This window comes from Phytomonospora endophytica (genome assembly GCF_014202425.1).
GTDB classification, from domain to species: Bacteria; Actinomycetota; Actinomycetes; order Mycobacteriales; family Micromonosporaceae; genus Phytomonospora; species Phytomonospora endophytica.
Genome location: NZ_JACHGT010000003.1, coordinates 112,877 through 129,225 on the forward strand (window position 1 = coordinate 112,877; position 16,349 = coordinate 129,225).

At 70.5% G+C, this 16,349-nt stretch carries 13 protein-coding genes; 10 read left to right on the forward strand and 3 right to left on the reverse strand.

Features of this window, described 5'->3' with window-relative positions:
• The first annotated feature begins 154 nt into the window (after positions 1-154).
• Positions 155-1,330 carry an MFS transporter gene (locus HNR73_RS06825; RefSeq protein ID WP_184786451.1) on the forward strand — a complete coding sequence of 392 codons (1,176 nt, stop codon included), beginning with the start codon at positions 155-157 and terminating at the stop codon, positions 1,328-1,330.
• On the opposite strand, the gene HNR73_RS06830 is transcribed toward HNR73_RS06825, so the two are convergent.
• Complete coding sequence (locus HNR73_RS06830; protein WP_184786452.1) at positions 1,327-1,983, reverse strand: ribonuclease FAU-1 family protein; 657 nt, start codon at positions 1,981-1,983, stop codon at positions 1,327-1,329. The genes HNR73_RS06825 and HNR73_RS06830 overlap by 4 nt on opposite strands.
• Before the next feature lie 348 nt (positions 1,984-2,331).
• Between HNR73_RS06830 and HNR73_RS06835 the strand changes: the two genes are divergently transcribed.
• The 8 genes from HNR73_RS06835 (at position 2,332) to HNR73_RS06870 (ending at position 12,992) form a co-directional block, all read left to right on the forward strand.
• Positions 2,332-4,842, forward strand: a complete 2,511-nt coding sequence (locus tag HNR73_RS06835) for a beta-glucosidase family protein (RefSeq protein WP_203685887.1) — start codon at positions 2,332-2,334, stop codon at positions 4,840-4,842.
• Between the two features lie 40 nt (positions 4,843-4,882).
• A complete protein-coding gene (locus HNR73_RS06840; protein WP_184786453.1) occupies positions 4,883-6,541 on the forward strand; it encodes an ABC transporter substrate-binding protein in 1,659 nt (552 codons plus the stop codon).
• A gap of 82 nt (positions 6,542-6,623) precedes the next feature.
• Positions 6,624-7,682: an ABC transporter ATP-binding protein gene (locus HNR73_RS06845; RefSeq protein ID WP_184786454.1), complete on the forward strand. Its 1,059-nt coding sequence runs from the start codon at positions 6,624-6,626 to the stop codon at positions 7,680-7,682.
• Positions 7,679-8,659 carry an ABC transporter permease gene (locus HNR73_RS06850; protein ID WP_184786455.1) on the forward strand — a complete coding sequence of 327 codons (981 nt, stop codon included), beginning with the start codon at positions 7,679-7,681 and terminating at the stop codon, positions 8,657-8,659. Before HNR73_RS06845 ends, HNR73_RS06850 begins: the two co-directional genes overlap by 4 nt.
• A 124-nt stretch (positions 8,660-8,783) precedes the next feature.
• On the forward strand, positions 8,784-9,791 hold the full coding sequence (locus HNR73_RS06855; RefSeq protein WP_203685885.1) for an ABC transporter permease: 1,008 nt from the start codon (positions 8,784-8,786) through the stop codon (positions 9,789-9,791).
• A complete protein-coding gene (locus HNR73_RS06860; RefSeq protein ID WP_184786456.1) occupies positions 9,791-10,906 on the forward strand; it encodes an ABC transporter ATP-binding protein in 1,116 nt (371 codons plus the stop codon). Before HNR73_RS06855 ends, HNR73_RS06860 begins: the two co-directional genes overlap by 1 nt.
• A 52-nt stretch (positions 10,907-10,958) precedes the next feature.
• Positions 10,959-11,621: a TetR/AcrR family transcriptional regulator gene (locus HNR73_RS06865; RefSeq protein WP_203685883.1), complete on the forward strand. Its 663-nt coding sequence runs from the start codon at positions 10,959-10,961 to the stop codon at positions 11,619-11,621.
• 132 nt (positions 11,622-11,753) lie between these two features.
• A complete protein-coding gene (locus tag HNR73_RS06870; RefSeq protein WP_184786457.1) occupies positions 11,754-12,992 on the forward strand; it encodes an MFS transporter in 1,239 nt (412 codons plus the stop codon).
• A 4-nt stretch (positions 12,993-12,996) separates the two neighbouring features.
• Here HNR73_RS06870 and HNR73_RS06875 read toward each other — a convergent pair whose 3' ends face one another.
• The gene (locus HNR73_RS06875; RefSeq protein WP_184786458.1) at positions 12,997-14,190 is read right to left on the reverse strand and encodes a serpin family protein; all 1,194 of its coding nucleotides are present in this window, start codon (positions 14,188-14,190) and stop codon (positions 12,997-12,999) included.
• Positions 14,191-14,200: 10 nt separating this feature from the next.
• Positions 14,201-14,938 (reverse strand): alpha/beta fold hydrolase, encoded by a 738-nt coding sequence (locus HNR73_RS06880; protein ID WP_184786459.1) that lies wholly within the window; start codon positions 14,936-14,938, stop codon positions 14,201-14,203.
• 81 nt (positions 14,939-15,019) lie between these two features.
• Between HNR73_RS06880 and HNR73_RS06885 the strand changes: the two genes are divergently transcribed.
• Positions 15,020-15,976, forward strand: a complete 957-nt coding sequence (locus HNR73_RS06885) for a helix-turn-helix transcriptional regulator (protein WP_184786460.1) — start codon at positions 15,020-15,022, stop codon at positions 15,974-15,976.
• Positions 15,977-16,349: the final 373 nt, after the last annotated feature.

Below are 16,349 nucleotides of genomic sequence, written 5' to 3' on the forward strand. Positions count from 1 at the left end.
GGCTCACACCTTTCCGGGCCCCGCTTGCGGGACCAGCGATCGCGTGCTGAGATAGGCAGCGTCTGCAAACAACGGCGTATGCAACTAATTACCGAGCAACTGTCTCGGGCGCGGCTTATCTCGTACGCGTCCTACTGTATCCGAGGAGCCCACCATGCCTCTCGCCTTGGTCGCGCTGATGATCAGCGCCTTCGGCATCGGCACGACGGAATTCGTCATCAACGGCCTGCTGCCCGACCTCTCGGCCGAGTTCGGCGTGTCCATCCCGACCGCAGGCCTGCTGGTGTCCGGCTACGCCTTCGGCGTCTTCGTCGGCGCGCCCGTGCTCACCATCCTGGGCAACCGGCTCTCCCGCAAGAAGATGCTTTTGCTGCTCATGGTCGTCTTCATCGCCGGGAACCTGCTTTCGGCGCTCGCCACCTCCTACGGCGCACTGATGGCCGGGCGGATCGTGTCCTCCTTCGCCCACGGTGCCTTCTTCGGTGTCGGATCGGTCGTCGCCGCCAACCTCGTCGCGCCACAGAAGCGCGCACAGGCGATCGCGATGATGTTCACCGGCCTCACCGTCGCCAATGTCGTCGGTGTGCCCGTCGGCACCCTCCTCGGGCAGAACCTCGGGTGGCAGTCGGCCTTCTGGGCCGTCGTCGCCATCGGCGTGGTCGGCCTCATCGGCGTGGCCGCCCTGGTGCCCGCCGACCGCCCCGACGCCGAGCGGCCCGCCCTGCGCACCGAGTTCCGCGTCTTCCGCCGCCCGCAGGTCTGGATGGCGCTCGGCATGACCGTGCTGGGCTTCGCGCCGGCCTTCACCGTGCTGACCTTCATCGCGCCCATGGCCACCGAGGTCGCCGGCTTCTCCGAGAGTGCCGTGCCGATCCTCGTCGGGCTCTTCGGCGTCGGCGTGGTCGCCGGGAACCTCGTCGGCGCGCGGCTCGCCGACCGCGCCCTGATGCCCTCGCTCTACGCGATCCTCGTCGCCCTGATCGTCATCTCGGTGGCCTTCCTGTTCGCCGCGCACTCGCAGGTCGCCTTCGTCATCGCGATCCTGGCCTTCGGTGTGGCCGCCTTCGCGACCGTCCCGCCGCTCCAGACGAGGGTCCTCGACAAGGCCGAGGGTGCGCCGACGCTGGCCTCGGCGGTCAACATCGGCGCCTTCAACCTCGGCAACGCCATCGGCCCCTTCCTCGGCGGCGTCGTCATCGACGCGGGCCTCGGCTACACCGCGACGGCGTGGGTCGCCGCGCTGCTGGGTGTCGCCGGACTCGCCCTGGCGCTGGTGTCGGGCGCGATGGACCGCAGGAGCGCCAGGCTTCCGGAGCCCGCGCTGGTCTAGGGCCAGTGCGTGTGACGGTCACGCCAGGAGACGGGGAGCACCGGGGTCGGCCACGAGCCGGGCCCGGTGTTCTCATAGGTTCCCCGCACGAGGGTGCCGTCGGTGAACCGCGCGAGGGACTGTTCGGCGTGCTCGCGGACCTCGGCGGCGAGCTCGGGCGTGCAGTAACCGGGGCGGCCGATGATGTGCTCGAACTCGGCCTCGTCCTTGAAGTGCCAGGTCCCGTCGGGGTAGGTGACCAGGTCGAGTTCCCGGTCGGCGGTGTCGACGAAGGCGTTGCCCGAGGCGTCGCTCCAACGGACGTAGGGCTTCTCGTAGTTGACCTTCGCGCGGTGCACGGAGCCGTCGGCGTTGTAGAAGATCCACACCGACCAGGGGGCTCCGGCCGGGAAGACGAGCACGGCGGCCTCGCCGTACCAGTTCGACTCGGTCTGAGCCCGCAGCTCCGCGCGCGTCCGTTCCGCAAGGCTCAGGTCCCGGACGTCGCGCCCGTCGGCGGCGTGCGACTCGACCGTCGGGTTCCCCGGCCGCAGGAGGATCGCGAGTTCCTCGGTGCCGTCGGCGATGACGTTGCCGGTGTAGACCCAGCGCGGGGTGTCGAAGCGTCCGTATCGGACGGCGACGGGCCGTCCCGGATTCCATGGTGCGCTCATGCGGTTGGAGGCTATCCGTCCCGGTGACGGGCGGAGTGGGCTCTAGCGTCGCCGGATGGCGCGAGTGGTGGTCGGGGCCCAGGTATCGACACGTGGAGGCCCGCCTCGCCGACGGGCGCGCACCTGCCGCCCCACGGGTTCCGGCACCCCGCGCCCCGCCCACGTGCCAAAACCGTCCCCGCCCGCGCCCACGTATGTGAATCCGCAGTTCAGAGCGGTCCCGGCGGGCAAGTTGGGACCCACGTCACAAAGTCGCACACTTCCCCCGATCACTGATTTCTGGCAGGTTAATCATGAGACTTAATTGTTACCCAAGTCACTTACTGACCTGTCAGTAAGTTTGCTAACGTGAGCCGCGTTACCCACTCCCACCTGGAGAACGCCTTGGCCACACAGCAGCCCGCCGCCGGTCCCACCCTCGACGACCGGCTCGCCGCCCTCGCCCTCACGGACAAGGTCCGGCTGCTGACCGGCGCCACGCCCTTCACCCTCCACGCGGCCGACACCGCCGGGCTGCGCTCCCTGGTCCTCTCCGACGGCCCCGCCGGCGTCCGCGGCCCCAACGGCGACCCCGCCGAGACCGCCGCATCCTTCCCCTCACCGACCGCGCTCGCCGCGACCTGGGACGTCGACGCCGCCGCGCGGCTCGGCGCCCTCTTCGCCCGGGAGGCCCGCCGCCACGGCGTCGACGTGGTCCTCGCACCCGTGGTCAACCTCCAGCGCACCCCCGTCGGCGGACGGCACTTCGAGTGCTTCTCGGAGGACCCGCTGCTCACCGGCCGCATGGCCGCCGCGCTCGTCAAGGCGCTCCAGGAACGCGGTGTCGCCGCCTGCGTCAAGCACTTCGTCGCCAACGACTCCGAGACCGCCCGCACCGAGTACATCGCCCAGGTCGACGAGCGGACCCTGCGCGAGGTCTACCTCGCGCCCTTCGAGCTGACCGTCAAGGAGGCCGGGGCCTGGTCGATCATGGCCGCCTACAACGGCGTCGACGACGGCGTCGAAGAGGCCACCTCGACCGAGCACCACCACCTGATCGTCGACGTCCTCAAGAACGAGTGGGGCTTCGACGGCGTCGTCATGAGCGACTGGCTCGCCGCGCGCAGCACCGTCGCCACCGCCAACGGCGGACTCGACCTCGTCATGCCCGGCCCCGGCGGCCCGTGGGAGGACGCGCTCGTCCAGGCCGTCCACGACGGGCTCGTCGGCGAGGACGTCATCGACGACAAGGTCCGCCGGATCCTCCGCCTCGCCGGACGGGTGGGCGGCCTCGACGGCGCCGAGAACGTCCTCGACACCGCCGACCTCGGCGGCACCCGCGAGATCCTGCGCGAGCTGGCCGCCCGCTCCACCGTCGTGCTCAAAGACGACGGCGGTCGCATCCCGCGCGGAATCGAGGACGTGCGGACCGTCGCCCTCATCGGCCCCAACGCCACCGACGCCTTCACCCAGGGCGGCGGCAGCGCGTACGTCTGGCCCGACCTCCAGGTCACCCCGCTCGACGGCCTGCGCGCCGCCCTCGGCGGCGACGTCGAGATCCGCGTCGAACGCGGCGGCTACGCACGCCCCCACGCCCCCCGCCTCGACGTCAAGGGCCGCGCGATCGACCCCGAGACCGGCCTCCCCGGCATCCGCCTGGAGATCCGCGACGCCACCGGAACCGTCATCGACTCCCGCGTCCACGACGGCGAGAACGGCTGGTGGTACGTCACCCCCGAGGCCGCCACCGCCCGCCTCACCGCGACCGTCGAACTCCAGGAACCCGGCGAGCACTGGCTCGGCGTCGGCACCGTCGGCGCGCACCGGACCCGCATCGGCGGCGTGCTCACCGGCGAGTCCACCATCCGCGCCGGTTCGGAGGTCCTGCTCAACTCCAGCGTCAACTCGCCCGCCGACAGCGGCCGCGCGGTCGCCGTCGCCGCCCCGGTCACCGTCGACATCGACGTGGACCTCCAGATCGTCGACGCCGAGGCCTACGGCCGCTTCGTCCGCGCCGAACTGCGCCACCGCCTTCCCGGCCGCACCGACGAGGAAGAGATCGCCGCCGCCGTCGAGGCCGCGCGCGACGCCGACCTGACCGTCCTCGTCGTCGGCACCAACAGTCAGGTCGAGTCCGAGGGCTGGGACCGGCCCGACCTCGACCTCCCCGGCCGCCAGGACGAACTCGTCCGCCGGGTCCTGAAGGTCACCGACCGCGCGATCGTCGTCGTCAACGCGGGGGCGCCGGTGCTGCTCCCGTGGCTGGCCGACGCGGGAACCGTGCTGTGGACATGGTTCCCCGGGCAGGAATGCGGCCACGCCCTCGCCGACGTCCTCTTCGGGCGGACCGAGCCCGCCGGACGCCTGCCGTGGACGCTTCCTGCCCGCTTCGAAGACGTCCCCGTTCCCGACGCCATCCCGGACGGGAAGTTCATCGCCTACCGCGAAGGCGTCCACATCGGACACCGCGGCTGGCTGCGCGACGGCGTCGAACCCGCCCTTCCCTTCGGGCACGGCCTCGGCTGGACCGACTGGGAATACACCGATCTGCACGTCGAGGACACCGCCGAAGGCGAGGTCCTGCTCGACGTGACGGTACGCAACACCGGCGCCCGGCCCGGCCGGGAGGTCGTCCAGGCGTACCTCGAACCCTGCGAGGACGACGCGGACCGACCGGTCCGCGCACTCGGCGGCTTCGCCGTCGCCGAGGCCGCTCCGGGTGAGTCCACCACCGCCCGGCTGAGGCTGGCCGCCCGCGCGTTCCAGATCTGGGACACCGGCAGCCACGCCTGGATCACCCCCGCCGGGCGCTACCGCGTCCGCGTCGGCCGATCCGTCACCGATCTGCGGCTCGACGCGCACGTCACCCGAACCCGATGACCGCCCCCTGAGATTCACCCCACGCAAGGAGACATTCTCAATGAAGAGACGCACCACGCTCGGACTCATGGCCGGTGTGCTCGCCACCCCCGCCCTCGCCGCGTGCGGCGACGGCAAGACCGGTGACGGCGACGGGGGAGCCCCGCAGGCCCTCACCGTCGGCATGCCGAACGGGCCGCTGACCAACAACAGCAACCCCTTCACGCCGACGTCGTCGGGCAACTCCCTGGGCTACCGCTGGCTCGTCTACGAGCCCCTCGCCCAGGTCAACCAGATCGCCCCCGACCAGGCGCCCACGCCGTGGCTGGCCACCGCGTGGGAGTGGGCCGCCGACTACAAGTCGGTCAAGTTCACCATCCGCGACGGCGTCAAGTGGTCCGACGGACAGGTCATGACCGCCGAGGACGTCGGGTTCACCTTCACCCTGATCAAGGACAACGACGCCTTCAACGGCAGCGCGATCCCCTTCGACGCGATCACCGTCGAGGGCAACACCGTCAGCCTGACCTTCACGTCCTCGCAGTTCGTCAACCAGGGCCGGGTCCTGGAGACCATGGTCGTCCCGAAGCACATCTGGTCGGCGATGTCCGACCCGACGACCGACACCAACCAGAACCCGATCGGCTCGGGCCCGTACACGCTGAAGTCGTGGACGGCCCAGGTCGTGACGATGGTGCCCCGCACCGACTACTGGGGTGGCCAGCCGAAGGTCCCCGAGGTCCGCTACACGTCCTACAACGACAACAACGCGCAGACCACCGCGCTGGCCAGCGGTGCCTGCCAGTGGTCCTACGTGTTCATGCCGAACTACCAGGACGTGTTCGTCGCCAAGGACAAGGACAACCACAAGCTGTGGTTCCCCTCCGGCCTCGGCATCCACGCGCTGTTCCTGAACATGGAGAAGAGCGCCTTCAAGCACGCCGCGCTGCGCCAGGCCATCAACCTGGTCATCGACCGCCAGGCCATCCACGTGCAGGGCCACGCCGGCCTGTACCCGCTGGTCGACAGCCCGACGGGCATCCCGCGCCCGGCCGGTGAGGCGTTCATCTCCGACAAGTACAAGGGCCAGGCGCAGGCCGTCGACGTCGAGAAGGCGAAGACGATCCTCCAGCAGGGCGGCTTCACCCTCGACGGCGAGACCCTGAAGGACCCCGAGGGCAACCCGGTCACCTTCAAGCTCGTCGACCCGGCCGGCTGGTCGGACTACCTCGCCGACCTGCAGATCATCGCCGACAGCGTCAAGCAGCTCGGCATCGACGCGACCGTCGACACCATGACGGTCGACGCCTGGACCGAGGCCCTGGCCGTCGGCGACTTCGACGCCAGCCTGCACTGGACCAACACCGGCAACACCCCCTACGACATCTACGACTGCATCATGAACGGCGCCCACCTGGAGCCGCTGGGCAAGAAGGCGTCGTGGAACTTCGGGCGCTACCGCAACGAGGACGCCACCAAGGCCCTCAACGACTACGCCAACGCCTCCGACGACGCCACGCGCAAGACCGCCATGGACCTGCTCCAGGACATCATGGTCGAACAGGTCCCCGCGATCCCGCTGGTCGCCGGGCCCATCGGCGCCGAGTACTCCACGAAGTTCTGGGAGGGCTGGCCGACCGCGGAGGACCCCTACGCCATGCCGCAGCCGACGCAGCCGAGCGCGTCGATGATCGTCATGAAGCTGACCCCGGCATCGTGACGCACCGCCCGGCCGGGACCTCCGATCCCGGCCGGGCACACCCTCCGGTTCCCACCACCACGCCCTTCCGGATAGGTAGGCCATGGCTCAGCGAGAAGGTCCGGCGACCGACGCCGCGACGACCCCGACCGAAGACCCGATCATGCTCGAAGCCCGGGCACTCACCAAACACTTCCCGGTCCGCGGCCTGCGCGGACGCGGCAAGGCCGTCCGCGCCGTCGAGTCGGTCGACCTGACCCTCCGCCGCGGCCAGGTGGTCGCCCTCGTCGGTGAGTCCGGCTCGGGCAAGTCCACCGTGGCGCGCCTGCTCGCCCAGCTCTACCCGGCCACCTCCGGACAGGTCCTGCTGCGCGGCGAACCGGTCAAGGTCCGCTTCGGGCGCCGGTTCCGGGCCTACTGCCGCCAGGTGCAGATGATCTTCCAGGATCCCTTCGCCTCGCTCAACCCGATCCACACCGTCCGCTACGTGCTGACCCGCTCACTGCGGATCCACCACCGCGGACTGTCCAAAGAGGAACTCGAAACCCGCCTCGCGGGACTGCTGGAGCAGGTCCACCTGCGTCCCGCCGAGCGCTACATCGACAAGTTCCCGCACGAACTGTCCGGCGGACAGCGTCAGCGCATCGCCATCGCCCGCGCCCTCGGCGCCCGCCCGACGGTCCTCCTGGCCGACGAGCCGGTGTCCATGCTGGACGTCTCGATCCGCCTCGGCGTGCTCAACCTGCTCAAAGAGCTCAAGGAAGAGCTCGACCTGGCGATCCTCTACATCACCCACGACATCGCCTCGGCCCGCTACTTCGCCGACCGCACGGTCGTCATGTACGCCGGCGAGGTCGTCGAGAGCGGCGACAGCGAATCGGTGACGCAGAACCCCGCGCACCCCTACACGCAGCTGCTCGTCAGCTCGGCCCCCGACCCGGACAAGCTCGCCGACGCCGCCGAGAGGCCCGCCCGCGGTGAACCGCCGAGCCTGATCAAGCCGCCGTCGGGCTGCCGTTTCCACCCGCGGTGCCCTTTCGCGATGGACCGCTGCAAGACCGAATCGCCGCCGTCGCTGCCCGCGGGCGACGGGCGCGTGGCCGCGTGCTGGCTGTACGCCGAGGGCGTCGAGAAGCCCGCCGGCCTGGAGGTGAAGGCATGACGTTCCTGCTGCGGCGCTTCGTCTTCTACGTGGTCACCGCCTGGGCGGCGATCACCCTCAACTTCTTCATCCCGCGCATGCTGCCCGGCAACCCCGTGCAGTCGCTGATCAACCGCTACCAGGGTCAGCTCAGCACCGACGCGACACAGGCGCTCTACGCGATGTTCGGTCTCGACAAGGAGACCAGCGTCTGGCAGCAGTACCTCGATTACTGGGGCAACCTGTTCCAGGGCGACTTCGGGCTGTCGTTCACGTACTTCCCGACGCCCGTCGCCGAGGTCATCGAACAGAGCATCCCGTGGACGCTGATCCTCGTCGGCGTGTCGACGCTGATCAGCTTCGTCCTCGGCACCCTCGCCGGCGTCTACATCGGCTGGCGGCGCGGACGCTGGACCGACAGCCTCCTGCCCGTCGGCAGTTTCTTCTCGGCCATCCCGTACTTCTGGCTCGGCCTGATCGCCATCGCCGTGTTCGCCGTGGCCTGGCCCGTCTTCCCCGCCTCCGGCGGTTATGACGGCGCGTTCGTCCCCTCCTGGGACGCCGACTTCATCTGGTCGGCGGTCTATCACGGGCTGCTCCCGGCCGTGACGATCGTGGTCAGCTCGGTCGCCGGATGGGCCCTCGGCATGCGCAACATGACCGTCACCGTGTCGTCCGAGGACTACGTGACCGTCGCGCACGCCAAGGGACTCAAGGAACGCACGGTCATGTTCGGCTACGCCGCCCGCAACGCGATCCTGCCGAACATCTCCGGCTTCGCGCTGTCCCTCGGCTTCATCGTCGGCGGAACCCTCGTCACCGAGATCGTGTTCTCCTACCCCGGCATCGGATACGTGCTCTACCAAGGCGTCAGCTCGAAGGACTACCCGCTCATGCAGGGCGTGTTCCTGATCATCACGCTGTCGGTCCTGGTCGCCAACATGCTCGCCGACCTCGCCTACGCCGCCCTCGACCCCCGCACCCGACAGGAGGGCTGAGCCATGTCGTGCCGAAACCGATCCGTCCAGGGTCGTGTCGCGTCGCCGGTCCCGGTCGCGCCGAGCATCACGGCCGACCCGGGCTACGCGGCCCTCGACCCCCGCATCCGACAGGAGGGCTGAAGTGGCCACCCCCACCACCGTCGACCTGCCGGTCGCGTCCGGCGAACACGGGATCTCGCCCAAGAAGGGCCGCGGCGGCCGCGGCGCCTGGTCGATCTTCCGCAACCGCAAGGCGATCGTCGGGCTGAGCATCCTCGGCTTCTTCGCGATCATCGCCGCGCTCGGCGACGTCATCGCCCCCTACGACCCGAACAAGGTCTCCTCCACCCTCATGTCGGGCCCCTCCGGCGAGCACTGGCTCGGCACCACGAACACCGGGCAGGACATCCTCTCCCAGCTGATCGTCGGCACCCGCGGCGTCCTCATCGTCGGGTTGCTCGCCGGGGCGATCGCCACGGCGATCTCGGTCCTCATCGGCGTCACCGCGGGCTTCATCGGCGGCGTCGGCGACGAGTTCCTGTCCCTGCTCGCCAACGTCTTCCTGGTCATCCCCGCGCTGCCGCTGATCATCATCATCGCCAGCCAGCTCCCCGAGGCCGGCGGCACGACCGTCGCCCTCGTCATCGCCTTCACCGGCTGGGCCTGGGGTTCGCGCATCATGCGGGCCCAGACCCTCTCCCTGCGGCGGCGCGACTTCGTCGAGGCCGCCCGCGCCAACGGTGAGTCGCTGTGGCGGATCGTCTGCTTCGAGATCCTGCCGAACCTCACCGCGATCATCGCCTCCGGCTTCATCGGCACGGTCATCTTCGCCGTACTCTCCCAGATCACCCTCGCCTTCATCGGCGTGACCAGCGTGTCCACCTGGAACTGGGGCACGATCCTGTTCTGGGCGCAGAGCAACCAGGCGCTCGCCCAGGGCGCGTGGTGGTGGTTCGTCCCGGCCGGCCTGTGCATCGCGGCCCTCGGCACTGCCCTGACGCTGATCAACTTCGGCATCGACGAGTTCGTCAACCCGCGGCTGCGGACCACCGGCGGCAGCGCCAAGGCCCAGCGCGCCAAGCGCATCCGGGCCCGCGTGGGCTTCACCCCGGTGTACCGGGCGCCCGCCGAGAAGCGAGGAGAGGACTGATGGGGCAGCGAGTCAACAAGGTGGACACGGCCGTGACGTCGACCGGCCACCGGGCCGCCGTCGGTGATCCCGTGCTGGAGATCCGGAACCTGTCGGTCGACTACGGCTACGACGACAGCGCCGTGCACGCGTTGCGGGACGTCAGCCTCACCCTCGGCGTCGGCGAGGTCCTCGGCCTCGCCGGGGAGAGCGGCTGCGGCAAGTCGACGCTGGCCTACGCGGCCACGCGGCTGTTGCCGCCGCCGGGCGTCATCACCGGCGGCGACGTGATCTTCCACAGCAGCCGCGACGACCGCCGCCTCGACCTGTTCGCGATGTCCGACGACCAGTTGCGCGCTTCGCGCTGGGACGACATGGCGATCGTGTTCCAGGGCGCGATGAACTCCCTCAACCCGGTCTACCGGGTCGGCAAGCAGCTCATCGACGTGATGACCGCGCACCGCCCCGACCGCTCCCGCGGGCAGCACAGGGCCCGTGCCAAGGAGTTGCTGGAGATGGTGGGCATCTCGCCCGACCGGATCAACTCCTACCCCCACCAGCTGTCCGGCGGGATGCGGCAGCGCGTGATGATCGCGATGGCCCTGGCACTCGAACCGCAGGTCGTCATCATGGACGAGCCGACCACGGCGCTCGACGTGGTGATGCAGCGCCAGATCGTCGAACAGCTGGTGAAGCTGCGCAACGAACTGGGCTTCTCGGTCATCTTCATCACCCACGACGTGTCGCTGCTGATCGAGCTGGCCGACCGGATCGCCATCATGTACGCCGGGCAGATCATCGAGGACGCGACCGCCGACGACCTGTACCGCAGGCCGCGGCACCCCTACACCTACGGCCTGCTCAACTCCTTCCCGCCGTTGCACGGGCCGCGCCGGGAACTGTCGGGCATCCCCGGTTCACCGCCCGACCTGACGGCGTTGCCGGCGGGCTGCCCGTTCCATCCGCGCTGCCCGCACGCCTTCGATCCCTGCGACGGCAAGCGTCCCGAACTGCAGGGCACCGGACGTGAAGGGGAGGGGCACCGGCAGGTCGCCTGCTTCCTCCACGACGGCTACGAGGTGGCCGTTCCCGGGCACCTCGCGATCGCGCCGAAGCCGAGGGAGAAAAGTTCGTGACGGACCTTACTGACCTGTCAGTAAGTTTCGCGCCGGTCAGTAGTCTGTCGGCATGACAGAGGCCGGCGAGTCCTTGGCGAACCCACCCCCGATCGGTAAGGTCAGCATGCGGCAGAAACGCTCAGTCCAGCGGCGCCTGGACATTCTGCGGGCCGCCATGGGCATCTTCGGTCGGCGTGGTTACCAGCGCGGCTCCCTCATCGAGATCGCCGAGGTGGTCGGGATGACCCACGCGGGGATCCTGCACCACTTCGGCTCGAAGGACGAGCTGCTCATCGAGGTGCTGCGCTACCGCGACCAGGCCGACTTCGAGGAACTCGACGTCGACCACCTGCCGGAGGGCCTCGGGCTCTTCGCGCACCTGGTGCGGACCGCGCGGCTCAACGCGACCCGTCCCGGGATCGTCCAGTCCTACGCGGTGCTGTCGGCCGAGTCGGTGACCGACGACCACCCGGCACAGGAATGGTTCCGGGCCCGCTTCGCGGGACTGCGGGTGATACTGGCCGACGCCCTGCGCGAGGTCTGCGAAGCCGGCACCATGCCCGACGAGGAGGAGATCCGGGCCGCCGCCTCGGTGATCATCGGGCTCATGGACGGCCTCCAGATCCAGTGGCTGCTCGACCAGAACTCCGTCGACCTGGCCTACACGACCGCGCTGGGAATCAACGCGGTCCTCGCGTCGCTGACCGGGGGAGCGGTGACCAAGGTGGAGTGACGCGGCCGTGATGGCGCGTGGATGCCGGACATGTCCGGCGCCCGCGCTCCACTGTGATCCACATCCTCTTGCCGCCCATCCAATGGTAAGGAATGCTTCCCGAAGAGCTCCTTACCCTCGGAAGGAACGGCCGTGGTCGCCCTCGCCCCTCCCCGGACCTCCAGCGCCCTCTGGACCCGAAACTTCAGCCTCTACTTCACGGCCCGCTCCGTCGCCCTCCTCGGTGACGGGATGCTCCCGGTCGCCGTCGCGCTCGCCGTCGGCGGCGCCGGCTTCGGCCCCACCGGCGTCGGACTCGTGCTCGCCGCCTTCATGGTCCCCTTCGCGCTGCTGATCCTGTTCGGTGGCGTCTTCGCCGACCGCTTCACGGCCCGCCGGATGATGATCGGTGCCGATCTGGTCCGGGTCGCCACGCAGTCCGTCGTCGCCGTGGCACTCTTCGCGGGCGAGCCCTCGCTGTGGCTGCTCGTCGCCATGTCGGCGATCGCCGGCGCGGCGGCGGCGATGTTCCAGCCGGGCGTCAACGGCATGGTCCGCCGGGTCGCCGCCGATCCTCAGCGCGCCAACGGAACCCTCCGCGTCGCCGACGCCATCGCCCAGCTCGCCGGGCCGGCGCTCTCGGCGATCCTCGTCGCCGCGATCAACGCCGGAGTCGTCTACGCCGTCAACGCCGCCACCTTCGCGGTGAGCGCGGTGTGCCTGCTCGCCCTGCGCCTCGGCGCGGAGCCGGTCGTGGAGAAGGGCACGTCGATGCTGCGCAAGCTGCGCGAAGGGTGGTTCGAGTTCTCCTCGCGCACCTGGATGTGGGGTGTGATCGCGATCTTCTCCAGCATGGCGATGCTGACCTTCGCACCGCTGTACCCGCTCGGGTCGGCGCTGGTGACCGAGCGGCTCGGGCCGACCGCCTACGGCTGGGTCATGTCGGCGATGGGCGCCGGAACGATCCTGGGCGGGCTCATCGCCATCCGCCTTAAGCCGGTGCGCATGCTGCGGGCGGGAGCGGTCGCGCTCATCGGTTTCGCGCTGATGCCACTGGGCTACGCCGTCCACGCGCCCTTCGCCGGCCTGATCGCCCTGCACGTCCTGGGCGGCGCGTCCTGGGCGTTCTGGTCGGTCATGTGGTCGACGAGCGTGCAGACCCAGGTGGCGCCGGAGGTCCTCAACCGGGTGACGGCCTACGAGGTCGCCGGCTCGGTCGGCTCGATCCCGATCGGGCAGGCGCTCGCCGGGCCGATGGCGGCGCTCGTCGGTGCCGAGGTCGTCATGGGCTTCGGGAGCGCGGTGGGCCTGGCCTGCTGCCTGGCACTGCTGGCCGTCCCGGCGATTCGCGGCCTGCGCAGGGCCGGTCTCGCCGAGCACGCGAAAGCCTGAGCGCCTAGGCCTGGAAGCGTTTCGGCTCGTCGACCCAGCCCGCTACGAGCGCGAGACCGGTCGGCCGGTGAACGGCGACGTACCCGAAAGGCCTGGTGAAGTCGACGGACACGACCTTGCGGTCGGCGCCCTCCGGAGGGGAGAAGGCACCGGTGCAGCGAAGGCCGACGACCGTCACCGCGGCCGCCTCGAAGCCCTTGGCGCTGAAGACGGCCACGGCCGACTGGGCGGCGTCGCTGACGGTGAGCCGGTCGGCGCTGACGCCGGGGAAGTGGTCGCCCGGGCCGGTCGCGATCCGCAGGCCGAAGACCTCGGCCAGGCCGAGGAGGTCGTGTTCGGCGGTGACGTCGAAGCCGACGGTGGTGACCCGCAGCAGCGGCGCCGGCGCGGCCTCATGGGAGGGTTCGGTCCCGACGGTGATGCCCGGGCCCTCCTCGGTTGCCGCGGTGGCGAGGCGGCCGTCGGCGGCGTGTACGGCGGTGGCGAGCACCTCCGCCGGGTCGGCGCCGGGCTCACCGATGGCCAGGTGCACGTCGATGTCGTCGCGCCCGGTGACGGGGAGGATCGTGACACCGTCGGCGGTTCTGAGCGTGGTCAGATCGGACGTCGAGCGGGTCAGGCCGAGCCAGGGCCGGTCGGTGCGCCACGGCCCTGTCCGCGGCATCAGCGGGGCGTCGCTGAAGCGGTGGGCCCACTCGGTGCGCAGCGCGAGCGCGGTGGCCAGCACCAGCGTGGTCTCCGGCGTCAACACGATGGGCATCTGGCCGATGAGTCCCATCGTGCGTTCCTCGGCCCAGGCGTCGAGGGTGCGCTTGTCGGCGGCCAGGTCGCCGGTGAGGGCCCCCGCCCACGCGGCGGGAAGCCGGTCGGTCCAGGCCGGATCCAGGGTGATCCGCGGTGAGGCCCAGAATCCGGTGGAGAAGCGCAGCGCCGCCGATGCCGACAGCGCCGCGGCGTAGTCGCGGACGGCGTCGAGTGCCGTCGCCGGGTCGATCCCGACGGCCTCGGCGAGTTCGTCGCGGGCCTTCCCGGCGGCTCCGGCGGCCAAAGCCGCCAGCAGCGGCCATGCGCCCGCGCCGGACAGCACCGGCGACGGGCTCTCGACGGCCTTGAGCCATCTCACGGTCAGGTCGTTGGCTTCACGTACCCCGGCCACGCGGGTCAGCGCGTGGCCGGGCGGAGTCGATGCGGCGCCCATGCGCCCGAATCTAGCGGTCTGCGGCCACGCGGTCGAGCAGCTCGGCGAGCGCGACGGGCTCCGACAGCATCGGCCAGTGGCCGGTGGCGATGTCGAGACGCAGCCAGGACGGGTCGATCAGCGCGGTCAGCCAGGGGTTCCCGGCGTCGAGCATCATCCGGAAGTCCTCGCAGGCGATCAGGACCGGGCGCGGGGAGCCGGCCGGTTCCCCGCGCAGGCTCAGGCGCTGCTCGTAGGTGCCGAAAGGGTGCGGGGTGGCGAGCTCGCCGAAGAGTTTGAAGTGCTCGTCGGTCAGGCCAAGGATCGAACTGGCCTCGCCGAGCGCGTCGCGGCCGGGCATCGGGAAGCCCCATCCGTTGCCCGCCGCGACCAGCGCCCGCATCTCGTCGGCGCCCTCGGGCGGCATGAGGTCGAGCATGCCCTGGCCGTCGCCGAACGGTGCGCTGTCGACGTAGACGACGTCGGAGAGCCGGTCGCCGATCCGGTGCGCCACCGCGCCGACGACGATCCCGGAGTAGCTGTGCCCGACCAGGACGACGTCGCGCAGGTCGCGTTCCTCGATGAAGCCGATGACGTCGGCGATGTGGGTCTCCAGGTCGATTCCCGAGCCGTCCTCGACGGCGCGCTCGGCCAGGCCCGTCAGGCTCAGCGGGTGCACCTCGTGCCCGCGCGCCCGCAGCGCTTCGGCGGTCTCGCGCCACGCCCACTCGCCGAGCCAGGCACCGGGGACGAGAATGTAGGTCGACATCGTTGTGCTCCTTCGTTTTCGGCTGTGCCCGAAGCCTATGATCAAATGCGGGCGATATCCGCCCGCATTAAGCTGTGCGAGATGTCATACCCCAGCACCCGGATCCTGGCGCTGCTCGAACTGCTCCAGACCTACCCCGGACTCACCGGCGCCGAGCTCGCCGAACGACTCGACGTCGACCCCCGCACCCTGCGCCGCTACACCGAGAGACTTGTCGAACTGGGCATCCCGGTCACCGCCGCCCGCGGCCGTTACGGCGGCTACCGGCTCCAGCCCGGCTACAAGCTCCCGCCGCTGATGTTCACCGACGCCGAGGCCGTGGCGGTAACCCTCGGCCTGCTCGCCGCACGGCATCTTGGCCTGTCGACCGTGGAGAGTTCCGCCGACCTCGCGCTGGCCAAACTGCGCCGGGTCCTGCCCGACGCCGTCCGCGACCAGGCGGGCGCGCTGGAGACGACACTGGGCTTCACCTCCCGCGCCACGACCGCGGTCGGCCCGAGCACTCCGGTCCTGCTCACCCTCAGCGAAGCCGTCGCCTCCCGCAAACGCGTCCACCTCGCCTACACCTCCTGGCGCGGCGAGGACAGCGAACGCGACCTCGACCCCTACGGCGTCGTCTTCCACTCCGGCCGCTGGTACGTGACCGGACACGACCACCGCAGCGGCGAACGCCGCACCTTCCGCCTCGACCGGATCGCCTCGGCACGCCTGGGCGAGGAGGGTTTCGAGGCGCCCGGCGGCTTCGACCCGGTCGCCCAGATCGTCGGTTCCCTGGCGGCCGTGCCGTACCGCTGGGAGTGCGAGGTCGTCCTGCGGACCTCCCTCGACGAGGCCCGCGCGGCGCTGCCCCGGGCAATCGGTGAATTGTCGGTGACGGGTGAGGGTGTGCTCCTGCGCTCCCGCGCGGAGCGGCTCGACGGCATGGCGCGCATGCTGGCGGGTCTCGGCTGGTCCTTCACCGTCCGGCGCCCGGCGGAGCTCCGCACGGCCGTTCGCGAACTCGCCGACCGCTTGTCCGATTACGCCGGAACGGATTGATCCGCGTACGCCGACGGGCACCTTTTCGTCGCACCGGCACGGTACGGTCTACGGCACGGCACGAGGAGTGACGAAACCATGGCCCGTGTGACCGCACGACGGATCTGGCACGCACCGGACCCCGAGTGGTACGTGGCCCGGATCTGCTTCAAGACCGGACCACCGCGGTTCGGCCGTACCCCGAGTCCACCCGCCACGACATCCTCTCCCGCCGCGTCAGACGCGGCGCCGGGCCGGGCGTGCGACCCCGTCAGGGTCCGCCGCCGGTACCGATTCCCCTCCCGAAGCACCGGTGGAGACAGCCTTCGCTTCGGAGAGATCCCCCGCACGGACCACCGCGGCACCCCGCGGCGCTTCACCGCGCCCACCGTGT

Bases quoted from the DNA above. Each gene is read 5' to 3' on its own strand.
- HNR73_RS06825 (WP_184786451.1), top strand. From the start codon at position 155: ATGCCTCTCGCCTTGGTCGCGCTGATGATCAGCGCCTTCGGCATCGGC.
- HNR73_RS06875 (WP_184786458.1), bottom strand. From the start codon at position 14,190: ATGGGCGCCGCATCGACTCCGCCCGGCCACGCGCTGACCCGCGTGGCC.
- HNR73_RS06885 (WP_184786460.1), top strand. From the start codon at position 15,020: ATGTCATACCCCAGCACCCGGATCCTGGCGCTGCTCGAACTGCTCCAG.
- HNR73_RS06865 (WP_203685883.1), top strand. From the start codon at position 10,959: ATGACAGAGGCCGGCGAGTCCTTGGCGAACCCACCCCCGATCGGTAAG.
- HNR73_RS06860 (WP_184786456.1), top strand. From the start codon at position 9,791: ATGGGGCAGCGAGTCAACAAGGTGGACACGGCCGTGACGTCGACCGGC.
- HNR73_RS06880 (WP_184786459.1), bottom strand. From the start codon at position 14,938: ATGTCGACCTACATTCTCGTCCCCGGTGCCTGGCTCGGCGAGTGGGCG.
- HNR73_RS06840 (WP_184786453.1), top strand. From the start codon at position 4,883: ATGAAGAGACGCACCACGCTCGGACTCATGGCCGGTGTGCTCGCCACC.
- HNR73_RS06845 (WP_184786454.1), top strand. From the start codon at position 6,624: ATGGCTCAGCGAGAAGGTCCGGCGACCGACGCCGCGACGACCCCGACC.
- HNR73_RS06830 (WP_184786452.1), bottom strand. From the start codon at position 1,983: ATGAGCGCACCATGGAATCCGGGACGGCCCGTCGCCGTCCGATACGGA.
- HNR73_RS06850 (WP_184786455.1), top strand. From the start codon at position 7,679: ATGACGTTCCTGCTGCGGCGCTTCGTCTTCTACGTGGTCACCGCCTGG.